At 70.5% G+C, this 25304-nt stretch carries 28 protein-coding genes, 1 pseudogene and 1 riboswitch; of the genes and pseudogenes, 12 read left to right on the top strand and 17 right to left on the bottom strand.

What is annotated here, in order from left to right:
• Positions 1 to 20 precede the first annotated feature (20 nt).
• Genes ACH442_RS16645 through ACH442_RS16635 form a run of 3 tightly spaced genes read left to right on the top strand, consistent with a single transcriptional unit; the run spans position 21 to position 1092 of the window.
• Positions 21 to 317 (top strand): hypothetical protein, encoded by a 297-nt coding sequence (locus tag ACH442_RS16645; RefSeq protein WP_396338882.1) that lies wholly within the window; start codon positions 21 to 23, stop codon positions 315 to 317.
• On the top strand, positions 314 to 835 hold the full coding sequence (locus tag ACH442_RS16640) for a GAF domain-containing protein (RefSeq protein ID WP_396338881.1): 522 nt from the start codon (positions 314 to 316) through the stop codon (positions 833 to 835). Before ACH442_RS16645 ends, ACH442_RS16640 begins: the two co-directional genes overlap by 4 nt.
• Before the next feature lie 2 nt (positions 836 to 837).
• Complete coding sequence (locus ACH442_RS16635) at positions 838 to 1092, top strand: hypothetical protein (protein WP_396338880.1); 255 nt, start codon at positions 838 to 840, stop codon at positions 1090 to 1092.
• 753 nt (positions 1093 to 1845) lie between these two features.
• On the opposite strand, the gene ACH442_RS16630 is transcribed toward ACH442_RS16635, so the two are convergent.
• Both ACH442_RS16630 and ACH442_RS16625 read right to left on the bottom strand, forming a co-directional pair.
• Complete coding sequence (locus tag ACH442_RS16630) at positions 1846 to 2520, bottom strand: YceI family protein (RefSeq protein ID WP_396338879.1); 675 nt, start codon at positions 2518 to 2520, stop codon at positions 1846 to 1848.
• The gene (locus ACH442_RS16625; RefSeq protein ID WP_396338878.1) at positions 2517 to 3035 is read right to left on the bottom strand and encodes a nitroreductase/quinone reductase family protein; all 519 of its coding nucleotides are present in this window, start codon (positions 3033 to 3035) and stop codon (positions 2517 to 2519) included. Before ACH442_RS16625 ends, ACH442_RS16630 begins: the two co-directional genes overlap by 4 nt.
• A 65-nt stretch (positions 3036 to 3100) precedes the next feature.
• On the opposite strand from ACH442_RS16625, the gene ACH442_RS16620 reads away from it, so the two are divergent.
• Positions 3101 to 3955, top strand: a complete 855-nt coding sequence (locus ACH442_RS16620) for a hypothetical protein (RefSeq protein WP_396338877.1) — start codon at positions 3101 to 3103, stop codon at positions 3953 to 3955.
• Between the two features lie 10 nt (positions 3956 to 3965).
• On the opposite strand, the pseudogene ACH442_RS16615 reads toward ACH442_RS16620, so the two are convergent.
• Both ACH442_RS16615 and ACH442_RS16610 read right to left on the bottom strand, forming a co-directional pair.
• Positions 3966 to 4252 (bottom strand): annotated as a pseudogene (locus tag ACH442_RS16615) (hypothetical protein); the annotation flags it as partial.
• Between the two features lie 142 nt (positions 4253 to 4394).
• Positions 4395 to 4610, bottom strand: a complete 216-nt coding sequence (locus tag ACH442_RS16610; RefSeq protein ID WP_396338876.1) for a hypothetical protein — start codon at positions 4608 to 4610, stop codon at positions 4395 to 4397.
• 177 nt (positions 4611 to 4787) lie between these two features.
• Here ACH442_RS16610 and ACH442_RS16605 point away from each other — a divergent pair, with 177 nt between their 5' ends.
• The 4 genes from ACH442_RS16605 to ACH442_RS16590 all read left to right on the top strand — a co-directional run bounded on the left by ACH442_RS16605 (position 4788) and on the right by ACH442_RS16590 (position 8813).
• A complete protein-coding gene (locus ACH442_RS16605) occupies positions 4788 to 6083 on the top strand; it encodes a serine hydrolase domain-containing protein (protein WP_396338875.1) in 1296 nt (431 codons plus the stop codon).
• Positions 6084 to 6460: 377 nt separating this feature from the next.
• A complete protein-coding gene (locus ACH442_RS16600) occupies positions 6461 to 6835 on the top strand; it encodes a hypothetical protein (RefSeq protein ID WP_396338874.1) in 375 nt (124 codons plus the stop codon).
• A gap of 244 nt (positions 6836 to 7079) precedes the next feature.
• Positions 7080 to 7379 carry a metal-sensitive transcriptional regulator gene (locus ACH442_RS16595; RefSeq protein WP_396338873.1) on the top strand — a complete coding sequence of 100 codons (300 nt, stop codon included), beginning with the start codon at positions 7080 to 7082 and terminating at the stop codon, positions 7377 to 7379.
• Positions 7380 to 8030: 651 nt separating this feature from the next.
• Positions 8031 to 8207, top strand: a riboswitch (cyclic di-AMP (ydaO/yuaA leader).
• A gap of 6 nt (positions 8208 to 8213) precedes the next feature.
• Positions 8214 to 8813 carry a C40 family peptidase gene (locus tag ACH442_RS16590; protein WP_396338872.1) on the top strand — a complete coding sequence of 200 codons (600 nt, stop codon included), beginning with the start codon at positions 8214 to 8216 and terminating at the stop codon, positions 8811 to 8813.
• A 94-nt stretch (positions 8814 to 8907) separates the two neighbouring features.
• On the opposite strand, the gene ACH442_RS16585 is transcribed toward ACH442_RS16590, so the two are convergent.
• From ACH442_RS16585 to ACH442_RS16555, 7 genes are all read right to left on the bottom strand, one after another.
• Positions 8908 to 11172: a heavy metal translocating P-type ATPase gene (locus tag ACH442_RS16585; RefSeq protein ID WP_396338871.1), complete on the bottom strand. Its 2265-nt coding sequence runs from the start codon at positions 11170 to 11172 to the stop codon at positions 8908 to 8910.
• 12 nt (positions 11173 to 11184) lie between these two features.
• Positions 11185 to 12147, bottom strand: a complete 963-nt coding sequence (locus ACH442_RS16580) for a hypothetical protein (protein WP_396338870.1) — start codon at positions 12145 to 12147, stop codon at positions 11185 to 11187.
• 3 nt (positions 12148 to 12150) lie between these two features.
• Positions 12151 to 12357: a heavy-metal-associated domain-containing protein gene (locus tag ACH442_RS16575; RefSeq protein ID WP_396338869.1), complete on the bottom strand. Its 207-nt coding sequence runs from the start codon at positions 12355 to 12357 to the stop codon at positions 12151 to 12153.
• A 248-nt stretch (positions 12358 to 12605) separates the two neighbouring features.
• Entirely contained in the window at positions 12606 to 13775 is a 1170-nt protein-coding gene (chrA, locus tag ACH442_RS16570) for a chromate efflux transporter (protein ID WP_396338868.1), read from the bottom strand.
• A complete protein-coding gene (locus ACH442_RS16565) occupies positions 13768 to 14163 on the bottom strand; it encodes a VOC family protein (protein ID WP_396338867.1) in 396 nt (131 codons plus the stop codon). Before ACH442_RS16565 ends, chrA begins: the two co-directional genes overlap by 8 nt.
• A complete protein-coding gene (locus tag ACH442_RS16560) occupies positions 14160 to 14915 on the bottom strand; it encodes an ArsR family transcriptional regulator (RefSeq protein WP_396338866.1) in 756 nt (251 codons plus the stop codon). Before ACH442_RS16560 ends, ACH442_RS16565 begins: the two co-directional genes overlap by 4 nt.
• Positions 14916 to 15010: 95 nt before the next feature.
• Entirely contained in the window at positions 15011 to 15757 is a 747-nt protein-coding gene (locus tag ACH442_RS16555; protein ID WP_396338865.1) for an SDR family NAD(P)-dependent oxidoreductase, read from the bottom strand.
• A 69-nt stretch (positions 15758 to 15826) separates the two neighbouring features.
• Between ACH442_RS16555 and ACH442_RS16550 the strand changes: the two genes are divergently transcribed.
• Positions 15827 to 16690 carry a LysR family transcriptional regulator gene (locus ACH442_RS16550; protein ID WP_396339015.1) on the top strand — a complete coding sequence of 288 codons (864 nt, stop codon included), beginning with the start codon at positions 15827 to 15829 and terminating at the stop codon, positions 16688 to 16690.
• Positions 16691 to 16849: 159 nt separating this feature from the next.
• Here ACH442_RS16550 and ACH442_RS16545 read toward each other — a convergent pair whose 3' ends face one another.
• Positions 16850 to 17287 carry a MarR family winged helix-turn-helix transcriptional regulator gene (locus tag ACH442_RS16545; protein ID WP_396338864.1) on the bottom strand — a complete coding sequence of 146 codons (438 nt, stop codon included), beginning with the start codon at positions 17285 to 17287 and terminating at the stop codon, positions 16850 to 16852.
• A gap of 85 nt (positions 17288 to 17372) precedes the next feature.
• Between ACH442_RS16545 and ACH442_RS16540 the strand changes: the two genes are divergently transcribed.
• Both ACH442_RS16540 and ACH442_RS16535 read left to right on the top strand, forming a co-directional pair.
• A complete protein-coding gene (locus ACH442_RS16540; protein WP_396338863.1) occupies positions 17373 to 18317 on the top strand; it encodes an NAD-dependent epimerase/dehydratase family protein in 945 nt (314 codons plus the stop codon).
• A 303-nt stretch (positions 18318 to 18620) separates the two neighbouring features.
• The gene (locus tag ACH442_RS16535) at positions 18621 to 20129 is read left to right on the top strand and encodes a gluconokinase (RefSeq protein ID WP_396338862.1); all 1509 of its coding nucleotides are present in this window, start codon (positions 18621 to 18623) and stop codon (positions 20127 to 20129) included.
• 92 nt (positions 20130 to 20221) lie between these two features.
• Here ACH442_RS16535 and ACH442_RS16530 read toward each other — a convergent pair whose 3' ends face one another.
• The 5 genes from ACH442_RS16530 to ACH442_RS16510 all read right to left on the bottom strand — a co-directional run bounded on the left by ACH442_RS16530 (position 20222) and on the right by ACH442_RS16510 (position 24682).
• Positions 20222 to 20881, bottom strand: a complete 660-nt coding sequence (locus ACH442_RS16530) for a response regulator (protein WP_396338861.1) — start codon at positions 20879 to 20881, stop codon at positions 20222 to 20224.
• Positions 20878 to 22032: a sensor histidine kinase gene (locus ACH442_RS16525; RefSeq protein ID WP_396338860.1), complete on the bottom strand. Its 1155-nt coding sequence runs from the start codon at positions 22030 to 22032 to the stop codon at positions 20878 to 20880. Before ACH442_RS16525 ends, ACH442_RS16530 begins: the two co-directional genes overlap by 4 nt.
• Positions 22029 to 22859, bottom strand: a complete 831-nt coding sequence (locus tag ACH442_RS16520) for a lysostaphin resistance A-like protein (protein ID WP_396338859.1) — start codon at positions 22857 to 22859, stop codon at positions 22029 to 22031. The genes ACH442_RS16525 and ACH442_RS16520 overlap by 4 nt, the downstream gene beginning before the upstream one ends.
• 229 nt (positions 22860 to 23088) lie before the next feature.
• A complete protein-coding gene (locus tag ACH442_RS16515; RefSeq protein ID WP_396338858.1) occupies positions 23089 to 23730 on the bottom strand; it encodes a DJ-1/PfpI family protein in 642 nt (213 codons plus the stop codon).
• Positions 23731 to 23749: 19 nt separating this feature from the next.
• Positions 23750 to 24682: a GlxA family transcriptional regulator gene (locus tag ACH442_RS16510; RefSeq protein ID WP_396338857.1), complete on the bottom strand. Its 933-nt coding sequence runs from the start codon at positions 24680 to 24682 to the stop codon at positions 23750 to 23752.
• Positions 24683 to 24936: 254 nt separating this feature from the next.
• Between ACH442_RS16510 and ACH442_RS16505 the strand changes: the two genes are divergently transcribed.
• On the top strand, positions 24937 to 25284 hold the full coding sequence (locus ACH442_RS16505; RefSeq protein WP_396338856.1) for a hypothetical protein: 348 nt from the start codon (positions 24937 to 24939) through the stop codon (positions 25282 to 25284).
• Positions 25285 to 25304 lie beyond the last annotated feature (20 nt).

Genomic DNA, 25304 nt, shown 5'->3' with positions numbered 1-25304 from the left:
CACGGGCACTTGGAGTCCACGTGACCACACCGGAAACAACTGGCGCCGCCTACGGGCTGTCGCGCCCCACCATGGCCGACGCCCAGGACGCCATGCACCGCGTGCACGGCCACACCGGCCGCTCGGCTTGGGCATCCCTGCTGGACGCCGCGAAACTGACCGGCGCCGAGACCGACGAACCGTCCCTGCTGCGCCTGATCGAGGCCATGACGCATCTGGACCCGGTCAGCCGGCTGTGCGCCCAGGCCCTGCGCATCCGCATGACCTCCCACACCCACCTCGCCGCCGCGCACCTCGCCACCAGGAGCCCCGCGTGAACTCGACCACCAACACCGACCTGTTCGACCGGCTCGGCGAACCCGCCCGCATGCGACACCTCGCCGCCTACGACCTGCTGCACCCGGAACTGCGCGACCACCTCGACCGCATCGCCACCCACAGTGCGCACAAGCTGAACGCACCGGTCTCCATGGCATCCATCCTGCTCGACAGCGCCCAACTGATCATCGGCCGCCACGGCCTGCCCGACACCGGCGACGACCTGCAGGGCACCCCGGCGGAATGGGCGTTGTGCACCCACACCGTGCTCGCCGGAGCCCCGTTCCTGCTGACCGACAACACCGCCGACCCCCGGCACGCCGACAACCCGCTGCTCAACATGACCGGCCTGCGCAGCTACGCCGGCGTACCCCTGACCGACGACAGCGGACACGTCCTGGGCGCGCACTGCGTCCTCGACGCCACACCCCGGCACTTCACCGAGGAAGACCTCGACGTCCTCACCCAGGGTGCTGCCGAGATCATGCGGATTCTCGACAGGCACCGCCTCGCCTGACCGTGCATACCGACGGCATTCCGGACACCCCGGAGCCGGCGCCAGACGGCGACGCGGTCCAGGACCTGGTCAATCACCTGCTGCACGGCGCTCTGCAGATCTCCCACGCCCTCGACGAACTCCACAAGCTCGCCCACCATCCCGCGATCACCGACCCCGACGGTCTGGACCAGGTCAGCGACGCCATCACCACGATGACCCGGGCGCGGACAGCATTGTTACGCGACGCGGACCGCCTCACTGCAGATCTGCCTTAGATGTGGCTCTGCCGACAGGTTGACCCGAACCGGCGGCCCTGTAGAGGTGTGGTCCGCCATGATCATCGACAGATGACGGGGTCTATGCGGTCCGAGTGCCCAGCCGCTCCCCCGGTTTGCACACCACCACATCTCAGATGTACGCCGGGCACCGGGCCACGAAGTCGACCCGTGCCCCGGCCGTCGGTGGCTACGGCATCCGCTACCGGCCCAGATGGTATCGGTATACCAGGGCCGGACGTGCGACGAAATCGCCGGACGGGGCGCGCTCAGACGGCACGCGTCATGAGCGAAACTCGCTCGAATCCGTTCGAGGTCATGCTGGGCGGACCGCATCAAGGCCAGCTCCCCATCGCGGGTCTCGGTCGGCCACCGTCGACGCCACAGCGGCCGGCTCCGGCGACAGCGGCCGCCCTCCACGGCGCCCATCCCGCGAGGTTTGTCAGCTCGGCGTGCCGGGCCGGAAACACCGCTCCTGGCGTGGTCCCCGCTGCCCTCTCAGCAACCATGAAGTAACCGGTCCGCGGAATCGAGCGGGTCTGCAAAGAGAACGGCTGTGTCTCACATTCGGCGGTAACCGTGAGTAGTCGATTTGTGGGGCCAACTCCGTCGACGTCTCTGACTTCACAAACGTGGTAGCGGTAGGTGGGGCGCTCCAGGCCACGTGACTGCCCGGGAACGACACCTCGTCGACCCGCTCACGAGCCGCCGAGGCCCGGAGGCCGCGGTGATCGAGCGCCGGTGGTTACTGACTTATGGCCGACGTAGCAGGAGCAGGAACTCGGCCGTGCCATGGTCGGCGAGGGAGCCCAGCGATCCGTAGCCTGTCGGCTGGGCCAACCGGTAGTCGGCGAAGGCGACCGGAAGCGAGCCGGCCACGTCCAGGCCCGCGCCGTCCTGGCGGATCGACATCGTCGCGGTGACGGTCCGTGTGACGCCGTGCAGGGTGAGCGTTCCCGTCGCCGTGGCCACCTGGCTGAGCGCGACCGGTTGCGTCAGGGTGACCGTGGCGTCCGGGTAATGCTCGGTGTCGAGGCTGATGTTGTACTGCGGCGCGGGCTTCTTGCCGCCCGACGTGAGCGCGAGCAGGTTGATACGCAGGCTCGCGGCGGTGACCCGGTCGCCGGTTGCCGTCACCGTGCCGGTGATGTCGGGGGTACGGCCAACCATCTCGCTCGTGACGCCGAGGAAGGACTGCTGGATGCGAAAGCCGGCCAGCGACCCTGTGGTGGGCTGGTAAGCGCCGTTCAGGGGCCCGCTGGACGGAGCGGGGTTCACCGGCAGGGTCAGCGGCGACGGCACCGGCTGCAGCTTCACGGCCGCGACGGCGCCGGCCACGAGGAGCACCAGGAGGGCCGCGACGCCGGCCAGGGTCCAGCGCAGCCAGTGCCGCTTGCGCCGGGGCAGCGCGGAGGTCTCGGCGTTCATGCGACACGCTCCTCGACGGCGTCGATGCGGAAGACGGGGTACTGGGCCGCGATCGCCTCGAAGTCGGCGATGGGGGCGTCCGGGAGCGCGGGGATGTGGGGCCGGCCGCCGGGCACTTTCTGCAGGTAGCGCTTGATGATCGGGGCGCGTTCGGCCGGCGGCACTTCGACCAGCCGCCGGGGACGAGCGCGGCCGTGCCGGATGGTCACGGCGCCGCCGACGGCGCGTACGTTGCGCACCCAATTGCAGTCGTTGCCGAGCATCGACACGAGATACCAGTGACCGTTCCAGTCGGCCATGCCGAGTGGGAAGCGGGTCGTGCGCCCGGTCCGCCGCCCGGGCACCTCCAGGGTCACCCAGCGCCGGGGTAGCACGCCGGCACCCTGCACGACGGCCCAGAAGCGGGCGAAGCGGCGGGCGGTGGCGTTGCCACGCCCACCGCGGTACATGGCGCGGAGATCGCTCTCCCCGTACGGCCACAGTCTCATGGTGCGCTCCTCGTCGTCTCTGGTCATCGTCAATTCTGAATGGGTTTAGACTTGAGACACAGAGTCTAAAGTCCCGCTGCTAGATTGTCGGCATGCGCAACGAGAGCCCCGTGCCCTCCGGGCTCGGGCGGCGGCACCGACGGCTGTCCGACGAGGAAACGCGAGCCAGGATGCTGCGGGCCGCGCTGGACACCATCCAGCGGACCGGACTGACGGTGAGCCTCGACCACATCCGATTCGAAGACGTCATCCGCGACGCGGACGTGGCACGCAGCACCGCGTACCGGCACTGGCCGTACCGCGATCTGTTCTTCAGTGACCTCATCAAAGAGCTCGCCCGGTCGGCCAGCCCGGAGATCATCGCCGACGAGGTCACGCTGATCCGCCACATCGTCGTCGAGCACGAGGACTGGCTGAGCACCCCCGAGGGCAGACACGGGCTCATCCTCGAGCTGGTCCGCCGCCTCGCCCTGCTTGACTTCCGCACCGTGCTGAGCTCGCCTGGCTGGCGCACCTACCTAGCCCTGCACGCCACCTTCTCCGGCCTGGCCGACGGCGACCTGCGCAACCAGGTCCAGGCCGCCCTGGCCCAGGCCGAGGCCGGCCAGACCGCGCTCATCGCCAAGGCCTGGGAGCAGCTCGCCGGCCTACTCGGCTACCGGCTGCGCCCCGAGCTCGGCTGCGGCTTCGACACCGTCGCGACACTGCTCAGCGCCGCCATGCGCGGCCTGGTGATCACCTCATTGTCGACCCCAGAGGTCGCGACCCGGGTGACCCTCGCCCGGCCGTCGGGCGCGGCCACCGAGGAGGAATGGTCGCTGCCGGCGCTCGCCATGGCCAGCACGGCGATGACCTTCCTCGAGCCCGACCCGGCCACCAAGTGGGATGACGCGCGACTCGCCTCCATCCACACCGCCCTGGATGCCTGGGCCGGCCCGCGCCGGTGACGCCGCCGAACGCCGACTGCGCGATCAGCGTGAGCAAGATCGGATACCGCCGCTCGGGCTCGCGCCGCTGCAACGCCTGCCCGGTCAACCGCCGGCCCGCCCCGGCCAGGAACCGGCGCCGATCCGCCGGCCGCATCGACAGATCCAGCGTGGGCGCGTCCAGCCGACGCAGGTAGGCCAGCTTCTCCAACTCACCCTTCACCGCCACCGGCGTCACCGAGGTCGGCCCGGTCCCGACCACGCCAGCAGCATGCGCCCCAGGTGGGCATCCGGGACCAGCATCAGATCCAGCTCGGCCGGCACCGTTCGGGCAACCCGCCGGAGAAGAATGTCGCCGGCTGACTTCAGTGTCAGAACCAAATCCTTGGCGGCATCGGTATCGCGGTCGTGGTCGCCGTCATCGTCGGAATCGTCGGCTTGCGATGTGCTGCGGGCCCGGTCAGTCCTGCTCGTCGTGAGCCGACTCCGACGGTCGTCGCCGGCGCAGCGGTGTGCTCAGCTCGGTGACGAACAATCCGACCACGAAGAAGCTCGCGCCCGTGGCGACCCATGCGCGCCAGCCGCCGTCGTGGATGACGCTGGGTCGCAGGATCACGGTCAGGACCAACATGAATCCGAGAACGAGAAGGTTGCTGGATTTCTTCTTGCTCACCATTGCCACTTTCTGCGGTACGCGATCGGCCGGCATCGGCTGCTCGGCAGGTTCCGGGTCCACTTGTCGAACGCGTCGCAGGCGATGCTGTTGATCCACCTGCCTGCGGGAACACACAGATTTGATGCGAACAGCTGAGGTGATTGCCGAAGGCGAACCGGCTTGGCATGATGCGCGATTATGCCGATGACTCGTCGCGGCCTGCTCGGCGCCGGGCTCACCGCGGCCACCGCCCTGATGACCGGCTGCGAGAGCAGTTCCTCACCCTCGCAGACAGCTCGTGGCACCGCAGGCGATGCAGCGACGACACCGGTGGCCGCCAGCACAGCAGTTGCGCCCTATGTCGCGCCGCTGAAAGCGGTCCTCACCAAATACCTGAAACCCACCGAGGCCAACCCCAAGCACCCCACCTATGCCGGGGCAGCCGCCGTCGTCATGGTCGACGGCAAGGTGACCGCCACTCTCGCCGTGGGTCACGCGTTGCGCTACGCCGCCGGTCCGGTTCAGCTGCCCGCGTCCAAACGGGTGGCGATGCGCACCGATTCGATCTTCGACCTTGCCTCGCTCACCAAGGTCTACACGTCCATCCTGCTGCTGCAGCAGGTCGACAAGGGTCGTGTCGACCTCGACGTTCCGGTCGTGCGGTATCTGCCCGGCTTCACCGGTACCGGCAAGAACAAGATCACGGTACGGATGTTGCTCACCCACACCAGCGGCCTGCCCGTCGGCGCGAGCATCAAGGGACTGCCGTCGCAGGCCGCCAAACGTGCCGCGGTCCTGGCCACCCCACTGGTCAAGGGGGCGACGCCCGGCACGGTGTTCCGTTACTCCAGCGTGGGACTGATGGTGGCGGCGCAACTGGTCGAGAAGGTCACCGCAACCACCCTCGACGCAGCCCTGAAGACCGGTATCACCACACCACTCGGGCTGCGCGGCACCGGCTTCACCCCACTGACATGGCTGAGCAAAACCCAGCAGGCCGCGCGGCTGGCTGCCACCGACGCCCGCACCTCCCGCGGCCTGCTACGCGGTGTCGTCCACGACGACGTCGCGAACCAGATGGGCGGCATCATCGGCAGTGCCGGAGTGTTCGGCACCGCCTACGACGTCGCCGTCATCGGCCAGCTGCTGCTCAACGCAGGCACCTACGGCGGCAAACGCCTGCTCTCCACCGCGATCGTCAAAGAGATGCTCACCAACCAGAACAAAGGACTGCCCGCGGTCGACCCGGAACGGCCGGGCCGCCCCTCCTACCACGGACTGGGCGTCACCCTGCGCCAACCATGGTTCATGGGCACTCTCTCGTCCGCAACCACGTTCGGGCACACCGGCTTCACCGGCACATCCCTACTGGTCGACCCGAGCCGCAAACTGGTGCTGTCCCTGCTCACCAACCGCGCTCACCCCAACTGGACCTGGGCGAACCCCGACCCCATGCGCGCCGAAGCCGCCACCACCATCGCCAAGCACCTATAACCCGGGACGATTCGAAAGGACCCGAATCGACGCTCGACGACATCGGCGAAGCCGGCACCATTCACGCTGGAGTCGAGGCCGCATTCACGCCATGGTCGCGCACCTGGCGAGCGTGGGCCGACGCAGAGCAACAGGCCGGACGACACCCGTGACTGCTACAACAGGCTCGAAGAACTGCGCCGACAGGCCACCGAACTGGCCGACACCCACGGACTCGTCCTCGGCCCGGGCCTTTCACCGCGGCGCTCCGTTTCGCAACGGGAATGATCATGGGGTAGACAGTCTCAGTGGCTGTTGCGCGCTTCGACATGAGCTGGACCATCACTAGTTCCGCTTGGGCTCGGTTCACGTGGCAAGCAGACGATTACGAGCTGAGGATGAACACGTCATACCTCGACAGGAGCCTGGAGAATCTCTTGCGGGCGGCACGGGACCTGCAGATAGGGTCCAGTGCTACGACCGCCGGTATATACGGCATGCCCAACGGCTACATGTTCCAGTTCGGTGGAGCGGCGGAGGACGTGTACCTACAGATCCTTCACATGCCGGACCTCCGACAGGACGACCCTTGGATCGGCGTCACTCGGGTCTGGGACGAGCGGATCTCTGTGGCAGCCTTTATCCGGGCCACCATCCGTATGACGCAGGCCGTATCTGACGCAGGTGCCGGAGACAGTTACGGCGGCCTGTGGGGGAACCGTCCCTTTCCGGCGCAAGAGCTCGCTGTGCTGAAGCAGAGCTCGGGTGCGTAAGGGTTCCTGGTCGACGACCTGCCCACCGCCGAGGACGTCGTCCAGGAGAGTAGGAAGCGGGGCGTGGTTCCTCGCCGTTCCCGACGACTCCGATCCCTGCAGAGCTTCCTGGCCCCCGCTGATTCGGTTCGGCGTGGGCCGGGTGCGCGGGCACGGTCGGCTGGTCACCCCAGCGGGCGCGTTACCGCCAGGGCGTGTCCGCAGCCGAGCCGGGCTGATACGGGTGCCGGGTATCTTGCACGGCATGAGTGAGGCGAAACCGGCCGGGCCGCACGGGTATTCGGCGGAGAAACAAGCGCTGATGGCCCGGCTGAAGCGGGTCGAGGGGCAGATCCGCGGACTCCAGCGGATGGTCGACGAGGACACCTACTGCATCGACATCCTGACCCAGATCTCGGCCGCCAAGAGCGCCCTGCACGCGGTAGCCGTCGGCTTGCTCGAGGACCATCTGCGCCATTGCGTGGTCCACGCCGCCGTCGAAGGCGACGTGGACTCGAAGATCAAGGAGGCGAGCGCGGCGATCGCCCGGCTCGTGAAGTCCTGAGCCGGGTCCAATCCATTCGCGGGGCTGCTGCGCGGTCCGGCCCGGGCCGACCGGCCCGATCGCGTGCTGCTGCCGTCTGCCCTCGTGGGGTGCGGTGACGATCGGTGCGGCCGCAGCCGGGACCGGTGTGCGCTGGTTGTGCAGTCGGGCACGGCACGACCGGTTGAAAAGTCCTGTTGTGGCGATTCGGTTGCGTCGCGGCGGCGACCGCCTTCGGGTGCGATCCTCGGCGCAACGGACATCACCTGCGTATCCCACTCGGTGACCCTCGATTGCGGGAGGTCATCGGTTCGGGCAATGAGGGCCGGACGGTCGGCCACGATCAACGGGCCGACGGTCGCCTGGAACGCGCCGTGCCGGGGAACCCAGCCGAGGCTACTCACAGCGACCGCACAGATTTGAAGTGTTCCCTTTCACAGATCAAAACCACTCTGGGTCTACCATCCGTGAGCAGAACGTACTGACAAACTTCGCACCGGTCTTCCGAAACGGACACACATCGGCATGGCCGTCACTATGAGTGAGCATTCTGGGGAACCGGGGCGGTCGCGAGGTGGGCTATCAAGGAAGGGCGGCGGGCACAGGCTCGCCGGTCGCGCCGACCTGGACCACGCCGAGCCCTGCCCCGGTCCGGCGGCGCGAACCCGCATGACGAGTCATGAGGCAATCGGGGGCAGGGACGGGGGAACCACTATCGGTCCTCGACCGGCACGCCGTACTGCGGCGACCGGGACATGAGGACCTCGGGGTGAAGCCGCCAGCGTGCGGCCGGGCAACCTTCGCGCCCGAATCCGACAGCTAACCTCGCAGGCGTGCCGGAGGGATTCCTTCACCGTGCGCGTAAGTACCCTGAGCCGGCCCGCCCGTACCCTGGGAGTCGGCACCATCGCCCTGTCCGTGGGTCTCGGTCTTCTCACCGGCGGGATCGGCTCACCGCAGTCGGCCTCCGCCGCGACCCCGTCCTCGGCCGTCGCCACCACGCAGGTGTTTCCGCAGACCAGCGTGGCATTCAGCCAGAGCGGCATCACCGTCAAGGCGGCGGCGTACCAGGCCGCCCGGTCCAAGGCGGCAGCGTCCAGGATGGCCGCGAACCGGATCATGACCGAAGCGGCGAAGCACAAGGGCAAGCAGTACAAGTTCGGCGCCGCCGGGCCCAAGCGGTTCGACTGCTCGGGCTACACCATGTACGTCTACAAGAAGGCAGCGGGCAAGAAGCTGCCGCACAAGGCGAACCTGCAGCAGCGATACGGCAAGGCCGTCGCCAAGTCCCAGGCCCGTCCCGGTGATCTGATCATCATCCGGTCCGGCACGCGCGGCACGCACGCCGGCATCTACGCCGGTGGCGGCAAGATGTGGGCGGCCCCGCGAACCGGCAAGACGGTGACCAAGCAGAAGATCTGGAGCACGAATTACGTGGTCCGGCGCCTGGTCTGAGTCGGTCCTCCCGACGGACCACGCTTCGCGGCCGGGCTTCACACAGCGCCGCCTGCACCCGTCTCGGTGGGTGCAGGCGGCGCTGTCGTACGGCTTACGTCGTGATGCTGGTGAAGCGGCGCAGCCGCAGGCTGTTGGCGACGACGAACACCGAGCTGAACGCCATCGCCGCGCCGGCGATCATCGGGTTGAGCAGGCCGGCTGCGGCCAGCGGCAGGGCGGCCACGTTGTAGGCGAAGGCCCAGAACAGGTTGCTCTTGATGATGCGCAGGGTGCGCCGCGACAGCCGGATCGCGTCGGCGGCGGCCATCAGGTCGCCGCGGACCAGGGTCAGGTCGGACGCCTCGATCGCGGCATCGGTGCCGGTGCCCATGGCCAGCCCGAGGTCGGCCTGGGCCAGGGCGGCGGCATCGTTGACGCCGTCACCGACCATCGCCACGACCTTGCCCTGCTCCTGCAGCCGTTTGACGACGTCGACCTTGTCGGCCGGAAGGACCTCGGCGATCACCTCGTCGATGCCGACCTGCGCGGCCACGGCCCGGGCGACGGTCTCGTTGTCGCCGGTGAGCAGCACCGGCGACAGGCCGAGCGTCCGCAGCTGGGCCACAGCGTCGCGGCTGGTCGCTCTGACGGTGTCGGCGACAGCGAGGACGCCGCGGACCTGGCCGTCCCAGCCGGCGACCACGGCGGTCTGTCCCGCCGCGTGGGCGGCGGTGACAGCGTGCTCGACGTCGGCGGGCACGCTCAGCCCGGCCTGGCGCAGCAGCGCCGGGCGGCCGACGTGCACGGTGTGACCGTCGACGGTGCCGGTGACACCGAGGCCTTCGGTACTGGCGAACCCGGTGACCGGTGGTAGCGGCGCGCTGTCGGCGGCGGCCGAGGCGATCGCCTGGGCGATGGGGTGCTCGGAGGCGGCTTCGACCGCCCCGGCCAGGCGCAGCAACTGCTCACGGTCGACGCCGGCGGCGGGCACCACGTCGACCAGGCTCATCCGGCCGGTGGTGACCGTGCCCGTCTTGTCCAGCACGACGGTGTCCACGGTCCGGGTCGACTCGAGCACCTCGGGGCCCTTGATCAGGATCCCGAGCTGCGCGCCGCGTCCGGTGCCGACCAGCAGCGCCGTCGGCGTGGCGAGGCCGAGCGCGCAGGGGCAGGCGATGATCAGCACGGCGACGGCGGCGGTGAACGCGGCGGTCCACCCGGCGCCGGTGCCGACCCACCAGCCGAGCGTCGCGACCGCGAGGGCGATCACGATCGGCACGAACACGCCGGAGATCCGGTCGGCGAGCCGTTGCACGGCGGCCTTACCGGTCTGGGCCTGCTCGACCAGTTTCGCCATCTGCGCGAGCTGGGTGTCGGCGCCGATCCGGGTGGCACGCACGATCAGCCGGCCGCCCGCGTTGACGGTCGCACCGACCACCGGATCGCCCGGGGCGACCTCGACCGGCACGGACTCGCCGGTCAGCATGCTCGCATCGACGGCCGAGGTGCCGTCCTCGATGACGCCGTCGGTGGCGATCTTCTCGCCCGGCCGCACGATGAACCGGTCCCCCACAGCGAGGTCGGCGACCGGGATCCGGCGTTCGGTGCCGTCGCGCAGCACCGCGACGTCCTTGGCACCGAGCTCCAGCAGGGCGCGCATGGCGGCTCCGGCACGGCGCTTGGAGCGGGCTTCGAAGTAGCGGCCGGCGAGGATGAACGTGGTGACCCCGACGGCGGCTTCCAGGTAGATGGCGCCGGCCCCGTCGGAGGCGCCGATGTCGAGGGTGAACGGGTGCGTCATGCCGGGCGTGCCGGCGGAGCCGAAGAACAGCGCCCACAGTGACCAGCCGAACGCGGCGATGGTGCCCATGGAGATGAGGGTGTCCATGGTCGCGGCGCCGTGGCGCAGGTTGGTCCAGGCCGCCTGGTGGAACGGCAGCCCGCCCCAGACGACGGCCGGCGCGGCCAGGGTCAGTGACAGCCACTGCCAGTAGGTGAACTGCCAGGCCGGCACCATCGCCAGCAGCACCACCGGCAGGCTGAGCAGGATAGCGGTGAGCAGCCGGGTCCGCAGGGCGTGCAGTTCGTCGACCGGTTGCGCCTGTTCTGCCGCATCGTCGCCGGGTCGCTGTGGTGGCGGCGGGAGCTTCGCGGTGTAGCCGGTCCTCTCGACGGTGGCGATCAGATCCTCGGCGCTCACGCCGTCGGGGTAGGCGACGCTGGCTTTCTCGGTGGCGTAGTTGACGGTGGCGACCACGCCGTCCATGCGGTTGAGTTTCTTCTCGATCCGCGCGGCGCAGGAGGCACAGGTCATGCCGCCGATCGACAGCTCGATCCGGTTCGGGGCCAGGGGCAGCGGCCCGGCGACGGATGCCATGACGCTCTCCTTCTAGTCGTGGGTGTGGCCGTCGGCGCCGTGCCCGGACGGACTCGGCGTGGCGGAGGCGGCCGGTGGTGCCGGGCTCGGCACACCGGTGACCGTTCCGGCAACGGCGGTGAACTCGGCGGTACGGACCTTCCCGTCATGCTGGAAGTCCAGGTACAGCCGGTAGGCGCCGGTGGACGGCACTTCGGCTTGGAAGGCGACGTCAGGGCCGGCGGTGGTGCGGCCGTCGCTGGGTTGCCCGTCCGGGTGTACGTGCAGGTAGGCCAGGTCGCCGTCGCGCAGCGCGACCAGGTGCCCGTACGCGCCGAGGTAGGGCTGCAGGTCGGTGACCGGCCGGCCGTCCTTGCTGACCGACAGGGTCAGCTGCGACGACGTACCGGGCGTCAGGTCACCGGTGAGGGTGACCGTGTAGCCGTCGGCCGTCGTGGTCCGCGACGCCACCGGCAGTGGGGTGGGCTGGTAGTCGCCGGCGGCGGGAACATCGGCGCCGAGGACGAGACCGTCATGGCCGGTGGGCTGGAAGTCGGCGAAGACCCGGTACTGCCCGGCGGCGGGCACCGCCAACCGGACCGACCAGGTGCCGTCGGCGCCGAGTGCGGGGTGTACGTGCTGGAAGCCGGACAGGTCGCGGCGGACCACGATCAGGTGCAGGTCCTTGTCGTGGCTGGTGGTGTAGCCGGTGACCGGCCGGGTGTCGGGCCCGGTGATCTGGAACCGGAAGTCCTGCGGTGCCCCGGTGGACAGGGTGGTCAGCGGGGTGAGGCGGTAGCCGTCCTGACTGATCTGAAGCCCGGCCGGCAGTGCACCGGCCGGCTCAGCCGCAGCGGCGGGAGTGGTGTGCCCGGCGTGGGCTGCGGACGGCTCGGCGGCGCGGGTCGGCCCGGCGACGTGGCCGAGGCCGAGGGCGGCCGTGAACACGGCCGCCAGCCCGAGCCCGAAGCCGCCGAGTTTGCCGGCGGTGTTCACGGCTCAGCTCGCCAGGGCGTAGCCGGCCTCGTCGACGGCCGCGGCGACCGCGGCCTGCTCGAGAGGCTGGTCGCTGGTGACGGTGACCGCCCCGGCGGGCAGGTCGACCTGGACATCGGTCACGCCGGGCAGCTTGCCGATCTCGGTGCTGACCGAGTTGACGCAGTGCGAGCAGGTCATGCCGGTCACGGTGTAGGTCTGGGTCGCCATCACGATCTCCCTCAGCTCTGGACGACGGACGGCACAGTGCCGCCCTCCAACCACCACCATACCCGTACCCCCCTAGGGTATGTGAGCGCGGGGAGTCGTGACCGGGCGGCACGATCCCACGCTGCGATTTCTCGCCGACAAGCAGCAGCAACCGACGCGCCTGCCCGGCGTCATCGGCGCAGCCTGCCGGGGAATGCCCGGTAGGGCAGCGGCCGCGCCACCGCGGCCGCTCACCGCCGGGTGAACACTCACCGCGGAAGGCCGGCACCGCCGACAACGATGATGACGCCGGCCGCCGCGGCGGCCAGCAACGTCAGAACCGGGCCCCGCCGCAGGCCGAGCGTGAGGATGGCGGCGCCGGCGAGCACCGCGTACTGCCATGGCTCGTTCAGGGCGCGGATCAGCGGAACGGCGGAGCCAAGGATCGCACCGACAGCGGCGGGCCCGGCTCCGTCGAGGAACGCCCGTACGCGCTGGTTGCCGCGGAGCCGGTCGAAGCGGTCGGCGCCGAGCAGGATGAAGGTGAACGACGGGCTGAATGCGACAGCGGCGGCGAGCAGGCCGCCGCCCAGTCCCGCGGCGGCGTAGCCGACGACGGCGACGGTGTGCACGACCGGGCCAGGGGTGATCTGGCCCAGCGCGACGGCGTTGAGGAACTGACCGGCGTTCATCCAGTGGTGCCGGCCGACCGCGTCGGCCTGCATGAGCGGGATGATCACGAATCCGCCGCCGTACGACAGCGCACCGACTTTCAGGGCGGTCCAGGCCAACGGGAGCAGAACCCCGCCGCCGAGGCCTGCCGCGGCGAGCACCGGAACGGCGACCACCGGCCGAGGTTCGCCAGCAGGTGCGCGCTGGGCCAGGACCTCGGCGATGCCGCAAGCGATGAGCAGCAGTACCAGCCACGGCCCGACGGCCGCTGCGGCGGCTCCGCCGATCAGCAGGTAGATCGACCACCGCACCCGGTTGCTCTGCTGGGCTGCCCGTTTCCATCCGGCCGGGATCAGGCTGGTGCCGGCCTGCAACGCGATCGCGGCGACCGCCGCGCCGGCACCGGCTCCGGCGGCTTTGACCCAGGTCGGCGGGTCGCCGAGAAACAGCGCTGCGAGCGCGAGGATCGCGATCAGGCCGGGCAGGATGAACGCCGCCCCGCCGACCAGCGCACCGGCTCGGCCGCGGACCCGCCAAGCACAGAAGATCGCGAGCTGCGTGGAGGCGGGGCCGGGCAGCAGGTTGCAGGCCGCGATGGCGTCCTCGAACTCCTGCGCGTCCAGCCACTTCCGGTCGTCGACGCAGAGTTTGCGCAGCAGGGCGATATGCGCGGGCGGGCCGCCGAAACCGATGAAGCCGATCCGGCCCCATTCCTCGAGAACCGTCCGCAGATCAGCGCGGTGCGTGGTGGCGGGAAGATCAGGCACGGGCGGGCTCGAACAGCTCGACCGGGTTGCCGGCTGGGTCGTCCATGACGATCTGGCGGCCGCCAGGCCCGCTGATGACCTCACAGCGGAACCCGACGCCGGCCGCTCGGAGCCGAGCCACTTCTGCGTCGATGTCGGCGACGATCAGGTGGATGCGGTTCCAGCCGCCAGGCTGTGGACGGCGTCCGTCGGGCATGGCGCGCCCGGCGGAGCTGGCCGGGCCGGACAGCAACAGCCGCAGGTTGCCGCGCCGCACGTCGGCGAACGCGGGCAGGAACGTGGTGATCGGGGTGAACCCGAGATGTGCGGTGTAGAAGTCGAGCGCGGCGGCAACGTCGTCGACGAGGTAACGCACGCTGACGGTGCCGTCTTCGGACGGATCGTTCATGACGTCTTCTCCAGACGATGGGCGAGGGTGTGCAGGAGGAAGCCGATGCGACTGGCGAGTTCGTCGGCGACGCGCTCGAACGCGGCGGGCCCGTCCGGCGCGGCGCCCGGGTCGGCGATGCTCCAGTGCAACGGCCGGGGATGGCCGGGGAACTCGGGACAGACTTCCTTGACCCGGTCGCACAGCGTGATCACCATGTCGAACCGGTGGCCGGTGAACTCATCGAGGTGTTTCGGCCGGGCCGCGGCCAGATCGATGCCGCGGACCGCCATGACGCTGACCGCGCGCGGATGGATCGGCTTCGGTTTGCTCCCGGCGCTGAATGCCTGCACGGACCCGTCGGTACGGTCCCGCAACAGCGCTTCGGCCATCTGTGACCGCGCGCTGTTGCCCGTACACAGGAACAACACCCGCCCGGTCCCCGGGACGGCGGGCGCAGCCCCGGTCAGCCGCAGCCCTGGGTGCAGGGCGGCGCCGGCGCCGGACAGCAGATCACCGCAGCGGGCAAGGTCGAGCGAGTAGTAGGTGTCACGGCCGTCGGCGCTGCTGCGCCGCGCGGTGACCAGCTCAGCCTTGCGCAGTTTGCCCAGGTGATACGAAACGAGGTTCTGCGGCTGGCCGAGCAACGCGGTCAGCTCGCGCACGGCGAGGTCACCGCGGGCGAGCTGACCGAGCAGCCGCCATCGCACGGGGTGGCCGGCGGCGGTGACGAACCCGGGGAGATCAGCGGCGTCGAGCGACTCTGGGGTCACGCCCGCAGATTACATCAAACTGGTTTGATGTAATAGGGATCGAGGTGAACGAGGACCCGAGATCTGTGGATGGGTTCGCTGCCCCGTCGAACCGCTCACCAGGGCACCCTGCCGCCGTCGTCGAAGAAGCCGCCCGTCGGGCACTCGCGCCCCTGCGTGGCGAGCCGCACCACGATCGCGGCACCGTCGGCTGCGGTGCGGGTCAGCCGGAACGGCAGGCCACGGGCGAAATCTGTATCGCACGCGCCGGGCGCGACCGCGTTCACCAGGATCCCGTCACGGGACAGAGCCTTGGCGTATTGCACCGTAAGCATGTTCAGCGCGGCCTTCGACACCGGATAGGCCAGCGACCCCGGCATCCGGCTCAGGTAATGGGTGGCATCGGTCGTCCAGGCCATCGACGAGGTGCCGCTGGAGACGTTCACGATCCGGGCCGCGGGTGAGCGGCGCAGCAGCGGCAGCATCGCCTCGATCACGGTGACGACACCGAACAGGTTCGTCTCGAACACCGTCCGCATCCCGTCGAGCCGGACCGAGCCCGGCGACTGCGCCTCCAGGTCGCCGGCGATGCCGGCGTTGTTGATCAACACGTCGAGGCGGCCGAACCGGCCGCCGATCTCCTCGGCCGCCGCGGCCACGCCGCGCTGGTCGGTCACATCGAGGCCGACCGGGTACGCCTTTCCGCCCGCCGCGCCGATCTCGGCCGCGACCGCGGCGCCCTTGTCCAAGTCCCGGGCGCCGACAAGCACCGTCATCCCGAGCTCCGCGAATCGGCCCGCGACGGCCCGTCCGATGCCCTTGTTCGCTCCGGTCACCAACGCGAGTGCTGCATCATTGCTCATGTGTCCACACGACCACTGCCCGACTCCGTAGACCAGGATCGGACCGGTCCCAAGCGATACCCGCACGGTATTGATGTCGAGACCCGGGAACTGCGCTACTTCGTCGCCGTCGCCGAGGAGCTGCACTTCGGGCGGGCCGCCCGCCGGCTCGGGATCGCCCAACCGCCGCTGTCCCGGGCGATCCGTCTGCTCGAGCGCAGGATGGGGGTCACCCTGCTGGAACGCACCAGTCGCGAGGTACGCCTCACTGCGGCCGGCGCGATGCTCCTGGCCGAGGGGCGCGGCGCGCTGGGCGCGGTGACCGCCGCGGTACGTCGTACCCAACGGGCGGCCGCCACCACTCCTCGCCTGGTCCTGGCGCTCAAACCCGGCGCTGACGCCGACCTGTTGCGCCCCATCCTGGACCGCTACGCCGCCGCCCCCGGCGCGCTGCCGGTCGACCTCGCCTTCAGCGTGGGCGAACGCGCCGCGATGGTCCGCGACGGTCGCGCCGACCTCGCGCTCCTGCACCGGCCGCAGAACGACCTGACCGGTCTGGACAGCGACGACCTACACGTCGAGGGCCAAGTCGTGGTGCTTCCCGACCGCCATCCGCTGGCCGCGCGCACCGCAGTGTCGATGGCCGACCTCCGCGACGAGACCCAGCCCCGCTGGCCGGAAGCCCGCCCCGGAGTGACCGGCCACCCCATCACCGACACCGACCACCTGCTGCAGCTCATCCTGCTCGGCCGCATGGTCGCGGTGCTCCCCGAATCCGTCCGCGACCGCCTGCCGTCGGGCACGGTCAGCCGCCCGGTGGTAGACGCCGAGCCGGCCACACTCGTGATCGCCTGGCCTCAGGCATCCACCTCGCGACAGATCGCCGCCTTCGTCCGTACCGCAATCTCCGCCACCGGTGCGCCTCACCACGCCTGGCGTCCCGTTCCCCGCTGATGGATCGTTGCCCCGCTGTGGCGCGACAATCCGGGAGCTACGACCGAGTGGTCGTGCCATATCGGCCAACGCCCAGGATGGGGCGACGGGGATGCGCACCGCCCACTTCGTCGATGCACGTGGACCGAGCGTGGCGACCGGTCACCGCCACGGCTCGCGTCAGTTCTCGATGAGGGTTCGCAGCGTCCGGCGGAGTTGATCCGACGCGCTCGGGCTGGTCCCGGCCAGGAACGCGCTCTCGGCCCTCCCGTGCGCGACCTGCGCCGCGTCGTAGGTCTGCAATCCCTGCTCGGTGAGCTCGACGACGTTCCTGCGCCGGTCCGCGGGGTCGGGTCGTCGCGTGACGATGCCCTTGCGTTCGAGCACGTCGAGCAGCGCCACCATCGTGGTGCGGTCGATGCCGAGCGTCTGCGCCACCTGTAGCTGCGACGCCGGTTCACGGTGAGCCAGCACCCGGAGGGCCCCGAAATCCTTGCTGTCGATCCCCAACGGTTCGAGTGCCGCGTCGGTCAACGCCGTGAGCTTCATGGCCGCGTGCTTGAGGAGGTACCCCAGGACATCGCGCGGGTCAGCACTGGTGCTCGGCTCGGTGGACATGACCCTCATCTTAGGCTTAGACTGATCGTCAGTAGAACTGATCATCTGTCTAGATGACGATCAGGCTCTCCATGAAAGGCACACCATGATCCTCGTCACCGGAGGGGCCGGCTTCATCGGCTCCCACACCGTCCGTGCCCTCACCGAAGCCGGCGAGGAGTGCGTCCTGCTCCAGCGCCGCACTCCGCAGGTTCCCCCGCACCTCGCGGACCTGCCTGTCCACGTCGTCCAGGCCGACGTCGCCGACCTCGACGCCCTGCTCGCCGTCGGCCGGCAGTACCCGATCACCGGGATCGTGCACCTCGCCGTCGCGCTGCCCTGGCCGGTGACCGACGATGACCCGATCGAGGCCACGGGGGCGGCCCTGGAGGCGTTCCTCAACATCGCCCGCGCCGCGCAGGCCTGGGGTGTGCGCCGTGTCGTGACTGCGAGCACCATCGGCGTGTACGGCCTCACGTCCGAAGGCGCGCTGACCGAGGACGTGCCGATCTCCTTCGAGCACTTCCACGCCATCCCCACCTTCAAGAAGATCACCGAGCTCCTCGCCGGCCACCTCTCGCAGGTGACCGATGTGGACATCGTGAACGCACGCATCTCGGGGACCTGGGGTCCCGGCGGGCACCTGCCCGACCCGTTCTTCGCCGCCCCGTCCCTGCTCCACGCCGCAGCCCGGCACGACGAACCCGACCTGTCGGGTCTCATCGCGCCGCCGCACGCCGAGGACGCCCTCGACCTGCTCTACGTCAAGGACACCGGTCGCGCGCTCGCGCTGCTCCAACTCGCGCCGAAACTGCAGCACTCCACGTACAACATCGCCTCCGGTCGTGCTACGAGCAACGCCGACGTCCTCACCGCGATCCAGTCCGTCGAGCCCGGGTTCCGATGCGAACTCCCCACGGGCGGAAATCGCCCGGTGAGCTGGCTCGACATCGCACGCCTGCGCGAGGACACCGGATTCGAGCCCCGGTACGACACCGCCACCGCCGCCGCGGACTACATCGCTTGGCTGCGCGCGGGGAATCAGCGCTGACTCCGGTCTCCTCGGCTGCCGTCGGGCACAGGTGATCGTGGCCTTGCCGGAGACGACCACGCATCGTCTCCGGCGAGGACCCCGATGCCGGGGTGGGCGGCGCGGGGGCCGATGCCGGCTTGCCGAGCACGACGAGGGCACTGATACGAGGCGATCTCTGTGGGGATGCGTCGCGGAACTGGCGGGCTTCACCTCCTCGAGGGCCGGTTTCTCGAGCAGCTCCGGCGGGCACATCGGCCTGGTCCGGGCTTTCACGGCGCGCCGGGCCGGTGAGAACAGGTGCCGCCGACGACGAGGAGTGCGATGACCCGCAACGACGACGTCGCTCTCGATGCGGCGGTGGATCCGCTGGTGCTGGCGATGGACATCGGGTCCACCGCGACCCGCGGCGGTGTGCACGACGCCACCGGCCGGCGGGTGCACGGCCTGCAGCACAAGGTTCCGCACGCTTTCACGGTCGCGCCCGACGGCACGTCGGTCATCGACCCGGACCAGGTGACCGCGGAAGTCGAGCAGGTACTCGACGCGGTGGCCGGCGCTCCGCGGCTGAGCAACCGCATCGCCGGCGTCGCGATGGACACCTTCGCCGCTTCGCTGATCGCCGTCGACCGGACCGGCCACGCGCTGACCCCGTGCCTGACCTACGCCGACTCGCGCAGCGCCGGCGCGGTCACGGCGCTGCGGCAGCAGCTCGACGAGCACGCGGTGCAGCAACGCACCGGCACCCGCCTGCACACCAGCTATCACGCGCCGCGGCTGCGCTGGCTCGCGGCCACGCAGCCGCAGGTCGCCTCCGCGGCCGCGTCCTGGTGGTCGCTGGGTGAGTACGTGTGGTTCCGGCTGACCGGGCAGCCACTGGCCGGCACCTCGACGGTGGCGTGGACCGGCCTGGTGGATCGCCGTACCGGTGAACTCGACGCCGAGCTGCTGAACGCCGTGGGCGCTCGCCCTGAGCAGTTCAGCCCGCCGCGCGACCTGAGCGACCCGGCGCCCGCGGTGACGCTCTCGCGCTGGCCGGCGCTCGCGCGGGCCGTGTGGTTTCCGGTCATCACCGACGGCTTCGCCAGCAACATCGGCGCCGGCGCGACCGACGCCACGGTGCTCACCGCCGCGACCGCGACCAGCGGCGCGTTGCGGGTGCTGCTCGACGGGCCGGCCGATCCGCTGCCGTTCGGCCTGTGGAACTACCGGGTCGACGCCGGCCGGTCCCTGCTCGGCGGGGCGATCAACGACGTGGGCCGCGCCGTGAGCTGGGCGCAGGACACGCTGCGGCTGAGCCCCGGTCTCGCCGACGTGCTCACCGCGGCGCCCAGCGACGCGACGCCGCTGGTGCTGCCCTACCTCACCGGGGAACGGGCGCCGGGCTGGGCCGGCGGCGCGCGCGCTCTGTTCGGCGGAGTGTCGGCGGCCACCGGCGCCGACGCCATGTTCCGCGGCGTCATCGAAGGCGTGGCCATGACGTACGCGCGGGTCGCTGACGAATTGAGCCCGGCCGCACCGCAAGTCGTGCAGGTGGCCGCGGCCGGCCGGGTCAGCAACGACCACCCGGAATGGCTGCAGATCCTCGCCGACGTGCTCGGGCGGCCGGTCACCCACGTGACCCGGCGACGCGCGACGCAGCGCGGCACGGCCCTGCTCGCGCTCGACGTGCTGGCGCCCGACGTCGAACGCTCGCAGCGGACCACCGGGGCGACCTACGAGCCGCGCCCGGCGTATGCCGAGCACTACGCGCAGCGCCGCGCCCGCTTCGCCGAGCTGTACGACGTGACAGTGCCCGGGCCCGGCGTGAAAGGGCCTGCCTCGGCCCGGTGAGCCGATCAGCGGCGAGCGGCACGGTACGCGTGATCGTCGCCGACGGCTGCCGAGCCGAAGCTCGCCGGCGCCGCTCTGCAGCGACCAGTGGTTCAGGTGACCAAACCCTGGCGGAAGGCGTAGACGACCGCCTGCACGCGGTCGCGCAGGCCCAGCTTGGTGAGGATGCGTGACACGTATGTTTTGACGGTCTCCTGGCTGATCACGAGCGTCGCGGCGATCTCACTGTTGGACAGGCCGTTCGCGATCAGGCGCAGCACCTCCAGCTCGCGCGGGGTCAGCGCCGGGTCGCCCGTGGCGTCGTCCGTGGGCCGGATGCGCGCCGCGTACCGGCCGACGAGCTGCCGGGTGACCTCGGGCGCCAGCAGCGCGGCGCCGGTGGCCACCGTGCGGATGCCGTGCAGCAGCTGGGCCGGCGGGGCATCCTTGAGAAGGAAGCCGCTCGCGCCCGCGCGCAGCGCCTCGTATACGTACTCGTCGAGGTTGAAGGTGGTGACGACAAGGACCTTGACGGGTTCGGCGACGCCGGCGCCCGCGAGCAGCCGGGTGGCCTCGATGCCGTCGAGCACCGGCATGCGCACGTCCATCACGACGACGTCGGGCCGCACCCGGGCGGTCAGGCCGACGGCGGCGCGGCCGTCAGCGCACTCGCCGACCACCTCCAGGTCGGGCTGGGCGTCGATGATCGTCGTGAAACCCGTCCGGATCAGCGCCTGGTCGTCGCAGACCAGGACCCGGACCGGGGCCGTCACGACGGGCTCCCGGCGGGGATGCGGGCCCGCACGACGAATCCGCCGTCCACACCGCGGCCGGCGCTGAACTCGCCGCCGAGCACGCCGACGCGCTCGCGCAGCCCGGCCAGGCCACGGCCACTGCCGCCCGGAGAAGCATGCCCCGACCCCGCACCCTCGGTGCTGACCTCCACCGTCGTCCCGCCTTGCGCGTGCAGCACGTGAACGACGGTGCGGCTGCCGTGCGCGTACTTGAGGGCGTTCGTCAATGCCTCCTGTACGACCCGGTACACCGCGACCTCGGTGCTGCCGGCCGTCTGCGGGGGTCCCCCGTCCTCGGTGAACTCGACGGGCTGCCCGGCCTGCCGGGTCTGTTCCACCAGGGCGCGCAGCTCCCCGACGGACGGGGTGCGCGGCTCGCCGCCGTGTTCCGGGTTGAGTAGGTCGAGCAGGTTGCGCAGGTCGGAGACGGCGCGGCGACCGGTACCGGTGATCGCGGCCAAGGTCTGCTCGAGGCGTTCCGGACGGGCGGTCAGGTAGCGAGCCGCCTCGGCCTGCACCACCATGGCCGTCACGTGGTGGGTGACCACGTCGTGCAGTTCCCGGGCGATGCGGGCCCGCTCGGCCGCGCGGCTCGCCTCGGCCACGGCCCGGCGGCGTTCCGCCTCGGCAGCGCGGCCGGTCCGCAGGTTGGCGCCGAACCACCACAGCGCCGCCATCCCCGCGTAGAAGGTGACGAAGCCGGCCGGGCTCTCGGCCGCTCCGGTCCCGGACAGTGCCACGACCAGCTGCACGTAAGCGACGGTGACCAGCAGGACGGTGGGGCGCCGGTACCGCTCCAGGTGCGCGCCCGCGCTGAACACGGCGATGGTCAGCGCTGTGGCGGCGAGGGTGTGATATCCGCGGAGCTGGTCGGTGGCAAACCCGAGTGACACCAGCGCCAGGCCGGCGGCGGGCCAGCGGCGACGGATCGCCAGCGGCAGGCACTCCACGGCGACGACGGCGACCGCGAACGCGTCCAACGGCCGGGTGGGCACGTCGCCGAGCTGCGTGCCGTGGCTGTTGACCCCGGGCGCCAGCGAGGCGAGGGCGAGCGCCAGTGCCAGCGGAAGGTCACGAACCGGAACGGGAAGCCGGCGCCACCGCTCCACCGCCCACCCGACGTCGATCATCGGGCAACCGTAGCGTCCGCAGCGACGGCGATGCTCCGGCCGCCCGGCCGGACGACATGACCGCGACGGTGGGCGACAACCAGGAAGACCAGGGTCAGCAGGGTGCCCGCGCCGACCGCTGCCACGCCGCCCTCGGGTCCGAACTCGCCGCCGGTGAACAGCTCCGGGCCGGTGATCGTGACGTCGAGCAGGCCCTTGCCGAGGCCGTTGCCGGACGACGTGAGGCTGAAGATGCCGGCGAGCAGAAAGTTCCAGGCGAAGTGCAGGCCGATCGGCACCCACAGGCTGCGGAAGGCAGCGAAGCAGGCGGCCAGCATGAACCCGGCTTCGACGGCGATGGCGAGCGCCCCCCACAGGGTGGCCTTGTCGTTCATCAGGTGCATCGCGCCGAAGGCCACACCGGTCAGGACCAGTGCCGGGTACGTGCCGAGCCGCTCCTCGACGATCCGGAACAGTACGCCTCGGAACAGCACCTCCTCGGTCACCGCGGCGGCCGCCATGAACCCGAGGATGCCGAACGTGTTCGGCACCGAGCCGATGCCGCCGACGTGGAAACTGCCGTTGAGACTCAGATTGACCGCGACCGACGCGAACATCGCGGCGCCGATCAGCGCCCCCACGGCGAACCGCGAACCACCGGCGGCCAATTCGGTGACATCGCGGTGCTCGGTTCGCCGCACCACCCAGCGGTAGGTGACGATGGTCAGGATCGCCGACAGCAGGCCGGCGGCGAGGGTCAGCCACGGGTTGTCCTGCACCGCGGCGGTCGTTTGACCGCACACCACCATGACCGCCAGCACGGCCAGGAACTGCTTCACGAAACGCATGTCGACTCCTTCACCAGGTCCGCGCCGGGGCGCCGCGGCTGGAAGGAACGCTATGGGTCAATGGCCCGGAGATCGTCACCGCTCGGTGGACACTTGCCGGTAGCTCGCTCGGGGGACAAGGACCCGGCCGGAGCCGTACCGGGCTCGTCAACGGCACCGGCGTGCCGGCGACAAGGACGCCCTGGTGCTGGAGCTGATCACTCACGAGCATGCTGTCCAGGGCTCCTCGTCAGCTTCGGGTCAAGATGAAATCCTTGCGGCTGAGCACTGCGGCGAGCACCTCGCGTGGCGCCCGTTCCGGTGAACCGGCCTGGTAGGGCGGCTGCGGGTCGTACTCGTGAGCCAGCTGAACGGCCTGGGCCACGGCATCTCCGGCGATGCGGCCGGCCAGGGTGAAGGCCATGTCGAGTCCGGCGGACACTCCGGCGGCGGTGATGTACTTGCCGTGGGTCACCACCCGCTGTGCGACCGGGACTGCTCCGAGCGGGGCGAGTTGGTCATGTGCCAGCCAGTGTGTGGTGGCGCGCCGGCCGGTGAGTAGGCCCGCGGCGGCGAGCAGGAGCGAGCCGGTGCAGACCGAGGTGGTCCAGGTGCTGGTGGTGTCCACCGCGCGCAGCCAGTCGCGGATCGGCCCGTCGCCCATGTGGTGGCGTTGCCCGGGCCCGCCGGGCACCACGACCACGTCGGGCCGGCCCACCTCGGACAGGGCTGCGTCGGCGGTCAGCGCCAGGCTGCCGACCTCGGTGCGTACCGGGCCGGGTCGTTCGCCCACGAACACGACATGCGCTCCGGGCAGGTGGGCGAGTACCTCGTACGGGCCGACCGCGTCGAGGGCGGTGAACCGGTCGAAGAGCAGGACGGCAATCTGCATGAGAACCTCCGTTGATCGGTCAGAACCGGCGCCGGTATTCGCCGGGCGAGACGCCCAACTCGCGGATGAACGCGCGGCGCATCGTCTCGGCCGTGCCGTACCCGCAGCGGGCGGCGATGCGCTCCAGCCCGTCGTCACCGTCGAGCAGCAGACGGCGGGCCGCCTCCAGCCGTACGTTGTCGACGTAGCGGCCCGGTGTCTGGCCGACCTCGCCGGCGAAGGCGCGCGCGAACTGGCGTGGTGACAGGCTCGCCCGCCGGGCCAGGGCCGGCACGCTGAGATCCGCGTGCGGGTTGTCGGCGACCCACCGTTGCACCTCACGCAGCCCCGGCCGCGCCGCGAGCTGCGCCGACAATTGGGTGCTGAACTGTGCCTGATTGCCCGGCCGCCGCAGGAACATCACCAGATGCCGGGCGATCTCCAACGCGATCTCGCGGCCGCAGTCCTCCTCCACCAGTGCCAAGGCCAGGTCGATGCCGGCAGTGACGCCGGCCGAGGTGGCGATCGGCCCGTCCCGTACGAAGATGGGTTGTGGGTCCACCTCGACGTCCGGGTAGCGCCGGGCCAGGCTGTCGCAGACACTCCAATGGGTCGTTGTCCGGCGGCCGGCGAGCAGCCCCGCTTCGGCCAACAGGAACGCCCCGCTGCACACGGAGGCCACTCGCCGCGCTCGCGACGCGTGCCGCCGCAACCAGTCCACCACCGCGGGGTCGTGGCTGCGGGTTCCTTCGCCGCCGGGCACGACCACCGTGTCCGGCGGCGGCGCGGCGGAGAGGTCGAGGTCGGGAAGCAGGGTCAGGCCGCTCGACGTGCGCACCGGCGTCCCGTCGGGGCTCGCCGTGGTGACCCGGTAGGCCCTTGGACCGGCGCCGGCGAACACTTCCAGCGGACCGGTGACATCAAGGCTCTGCACACCCTCGAAGATGATGATCAACACGTCGCGGCCTGGCACGAACCCAGCATCCTGGCCGCCGGCCCTGACAGCAATGTCGTAGATTCCACCTTTCCTGCCACCAGCACCCGCGCCGCTCAGGTTGACGCCGCAGGCGTCGAACTGGTCCCGGCCGGCGCGCGGTAGCGACCACCGGCTCGGCGTCGTCGGCGTGTGCGGCGATGCCGCGCCGGCCGGTCGCCCGCGATGGGGCTTTCTGCCACGGTCCGGTTGCGCGCCGGGTGCAGCGTCCCTGCGCCGTTCAGATCTTGCTGTTGCGCGCCGATGGGAACGTCGACGAGTTCAGAACCGAGGTGTCGATGCGTTACCGATGGCGGTCCGTGGTCTTCTACGGCGTGGCGAGCGGCCTGCTGGTGGCAATTGTCGGCTACCTGCTGCTCGGGGACTTCCACGGTCAGCGCGACATCGAAGCGGTGGCCGGCCCGATGATGATGGCCTTCGATCCGATAATGCTGACCGGGCTGCTTCTTCTGCCCCGTGGTGAGGGCGGCCCGTCACGTCGCAAACTGCTGGTGGACGTCGGTGACGTCGTGGTCCGGATCCGTCCGGCGATCGGCATCGCCCTGGTCGCTCCGCTGTCCCCCGTCGCGGTCCGGTCCTAGGAAGCCGGCGTCACGATGCC

The organism is Actinoplanes sp. NPDC020271 (assembly GCF_044388125.1).
GTDB lineage: Bacteria > Actinomycetota > Actinomycetes > Mycobacteriales > Micromonosporaceae > Actinoplanes.
Note: the sequence above shows the minus strand (reverse complement) of the source record. Positions and strands in the feature narration are given on the sequence as shown.

What these genes read in the sequence shown, in the direction of transcription:
- ACH442_RS16630 (WP_396338879.1), bottom strand. Translation starts at nt 2,520, where the DNA reads ATGAACGCCGAGACCTCCGCGCTGCCCCGGCGCAAGCGGCACTGGCTG.
- ACH442_RS16625 (WP_396338878.1), bottom strand. Translation starts at nt 3,035, where the DNA reads ATGACCAGAGACGACGAGGAGCGCACCATGAGACTGTGGCCGTACGGG.
- ACH442_RS16620 (WP_396338877.1), top strand. Translation starts at nt 3,101, where the DNA reads ATGCGCAACGAGAGCCCCGTGCCCTCCGGGCTCGGGCGGCGGCACCGA.
- ACH442_RS16610 (WP_396338876.1), bottom strand. Translation starts at nt 4,610, where the DNA reads ATGGTGAGCAAGAAGAAATCCAGCAACCTTCTCGTTCTCGGATTCATG.
- ACH442_RS16605 (WP_396338875.1), top strand. Translation starts at nt 4,788, where the DNA reads ATGCCGATGACTCGTCGCGGCCTGCTCGGCGCCGGGCTCACCGCGGCC.
- ACH442_RS16600 (WP_396338874.1), top strand. Translation starts at nt 6,461, where the DNA reads ATGAACACGTCATACCTCGACAGGAGCCTGGAGAATCTCTTGCGGGCG.
- ACH442_RS16595 (WP_396338873.1), top strand. Translation starts at nt 7,080, where the DNA reads ATGAGTGAGGCGAAACCGGCCGGGCCGCACGGGTATTCGGCGGAGAAA.
- ACH442_RS16585 (WP_396338871.1), bottom strand. Translation starts at nt 11,172, where the DNA reads ATGGCATCCGTCGCCGGGCCGCTGCCCCTGGCCCCGAACCGGATCGAG.
- ACH442_RS16575 (WP_396338869.1), bottom strand. Translation starts at nt 12,357, where the DNA reads ATGGCGACCCAGACCTACACCGTGACCGGCATGACCTGCTCGCACTGC.
- ACH442_RS16565 (WP_396338867.1), bottom strand. Translation starts at nt 14,163, where the DNA reads ATGAACGATCCGTCCGAAGACGGCACCGTCAGCGTGCGTTACCTCGTC.
- ACH442_RS16555 (WP_396338865.1), bottom strand. Translation starts at nt 15,757, where the DNA reads ATGAGCAATGATGCAGCACTCGCGTTGGTGACCGGAGCGAACAAGGGC.
- ACH442_RS16545 (WP_396338864.1), bottom strand. Translation starts at nt 17,287, where the DNA reads ATGTCCACCGAGCCGAGCACCAGTGCTGACCCGCGCGATGTCCTGGGG.
- ACH442_RS16540 (WP_396338863.1), top strand. Translation starts at nt 17,373, where the DNA reads ATGATCCTCGTCACCGGAGGGGCCGGCTTCATCGGCTCCCACACCGTC.
- ACH442_RS16535 (WP_396338862.1), top strand. Translation starts at nt 18,621, where the DNA reads ATGACCCGCAACGACGACGTCGCTCTCGATGCGGCGGTGGATCCGCTG.
- ACH442_RS16525 (WP_396338860.1), bottom strand. Translation starts at nt 22,032, where the DNA reads ATGATCGACGTCGGGTGGGCGGTGGAGCGGTGGCGCCGGCTTCCCGTT.
- ACH442_RS16520 (WP_396338859.1), bottom strand. Translation starts at nt 22,859, where the DNA reads ATGCGTTTCGTGAAGCAGTTCCTGGCCGTGCTGGCGGTCATGGTGGTG.
- ACH442_RS16515 (WP_396338858.1), bottom strand. Translation starts at nt 23,730, where the DNA reads ATGCAGATTGCCGTCCTGCTCTTCGACCGGTTCACCGCCCTCGACGCG.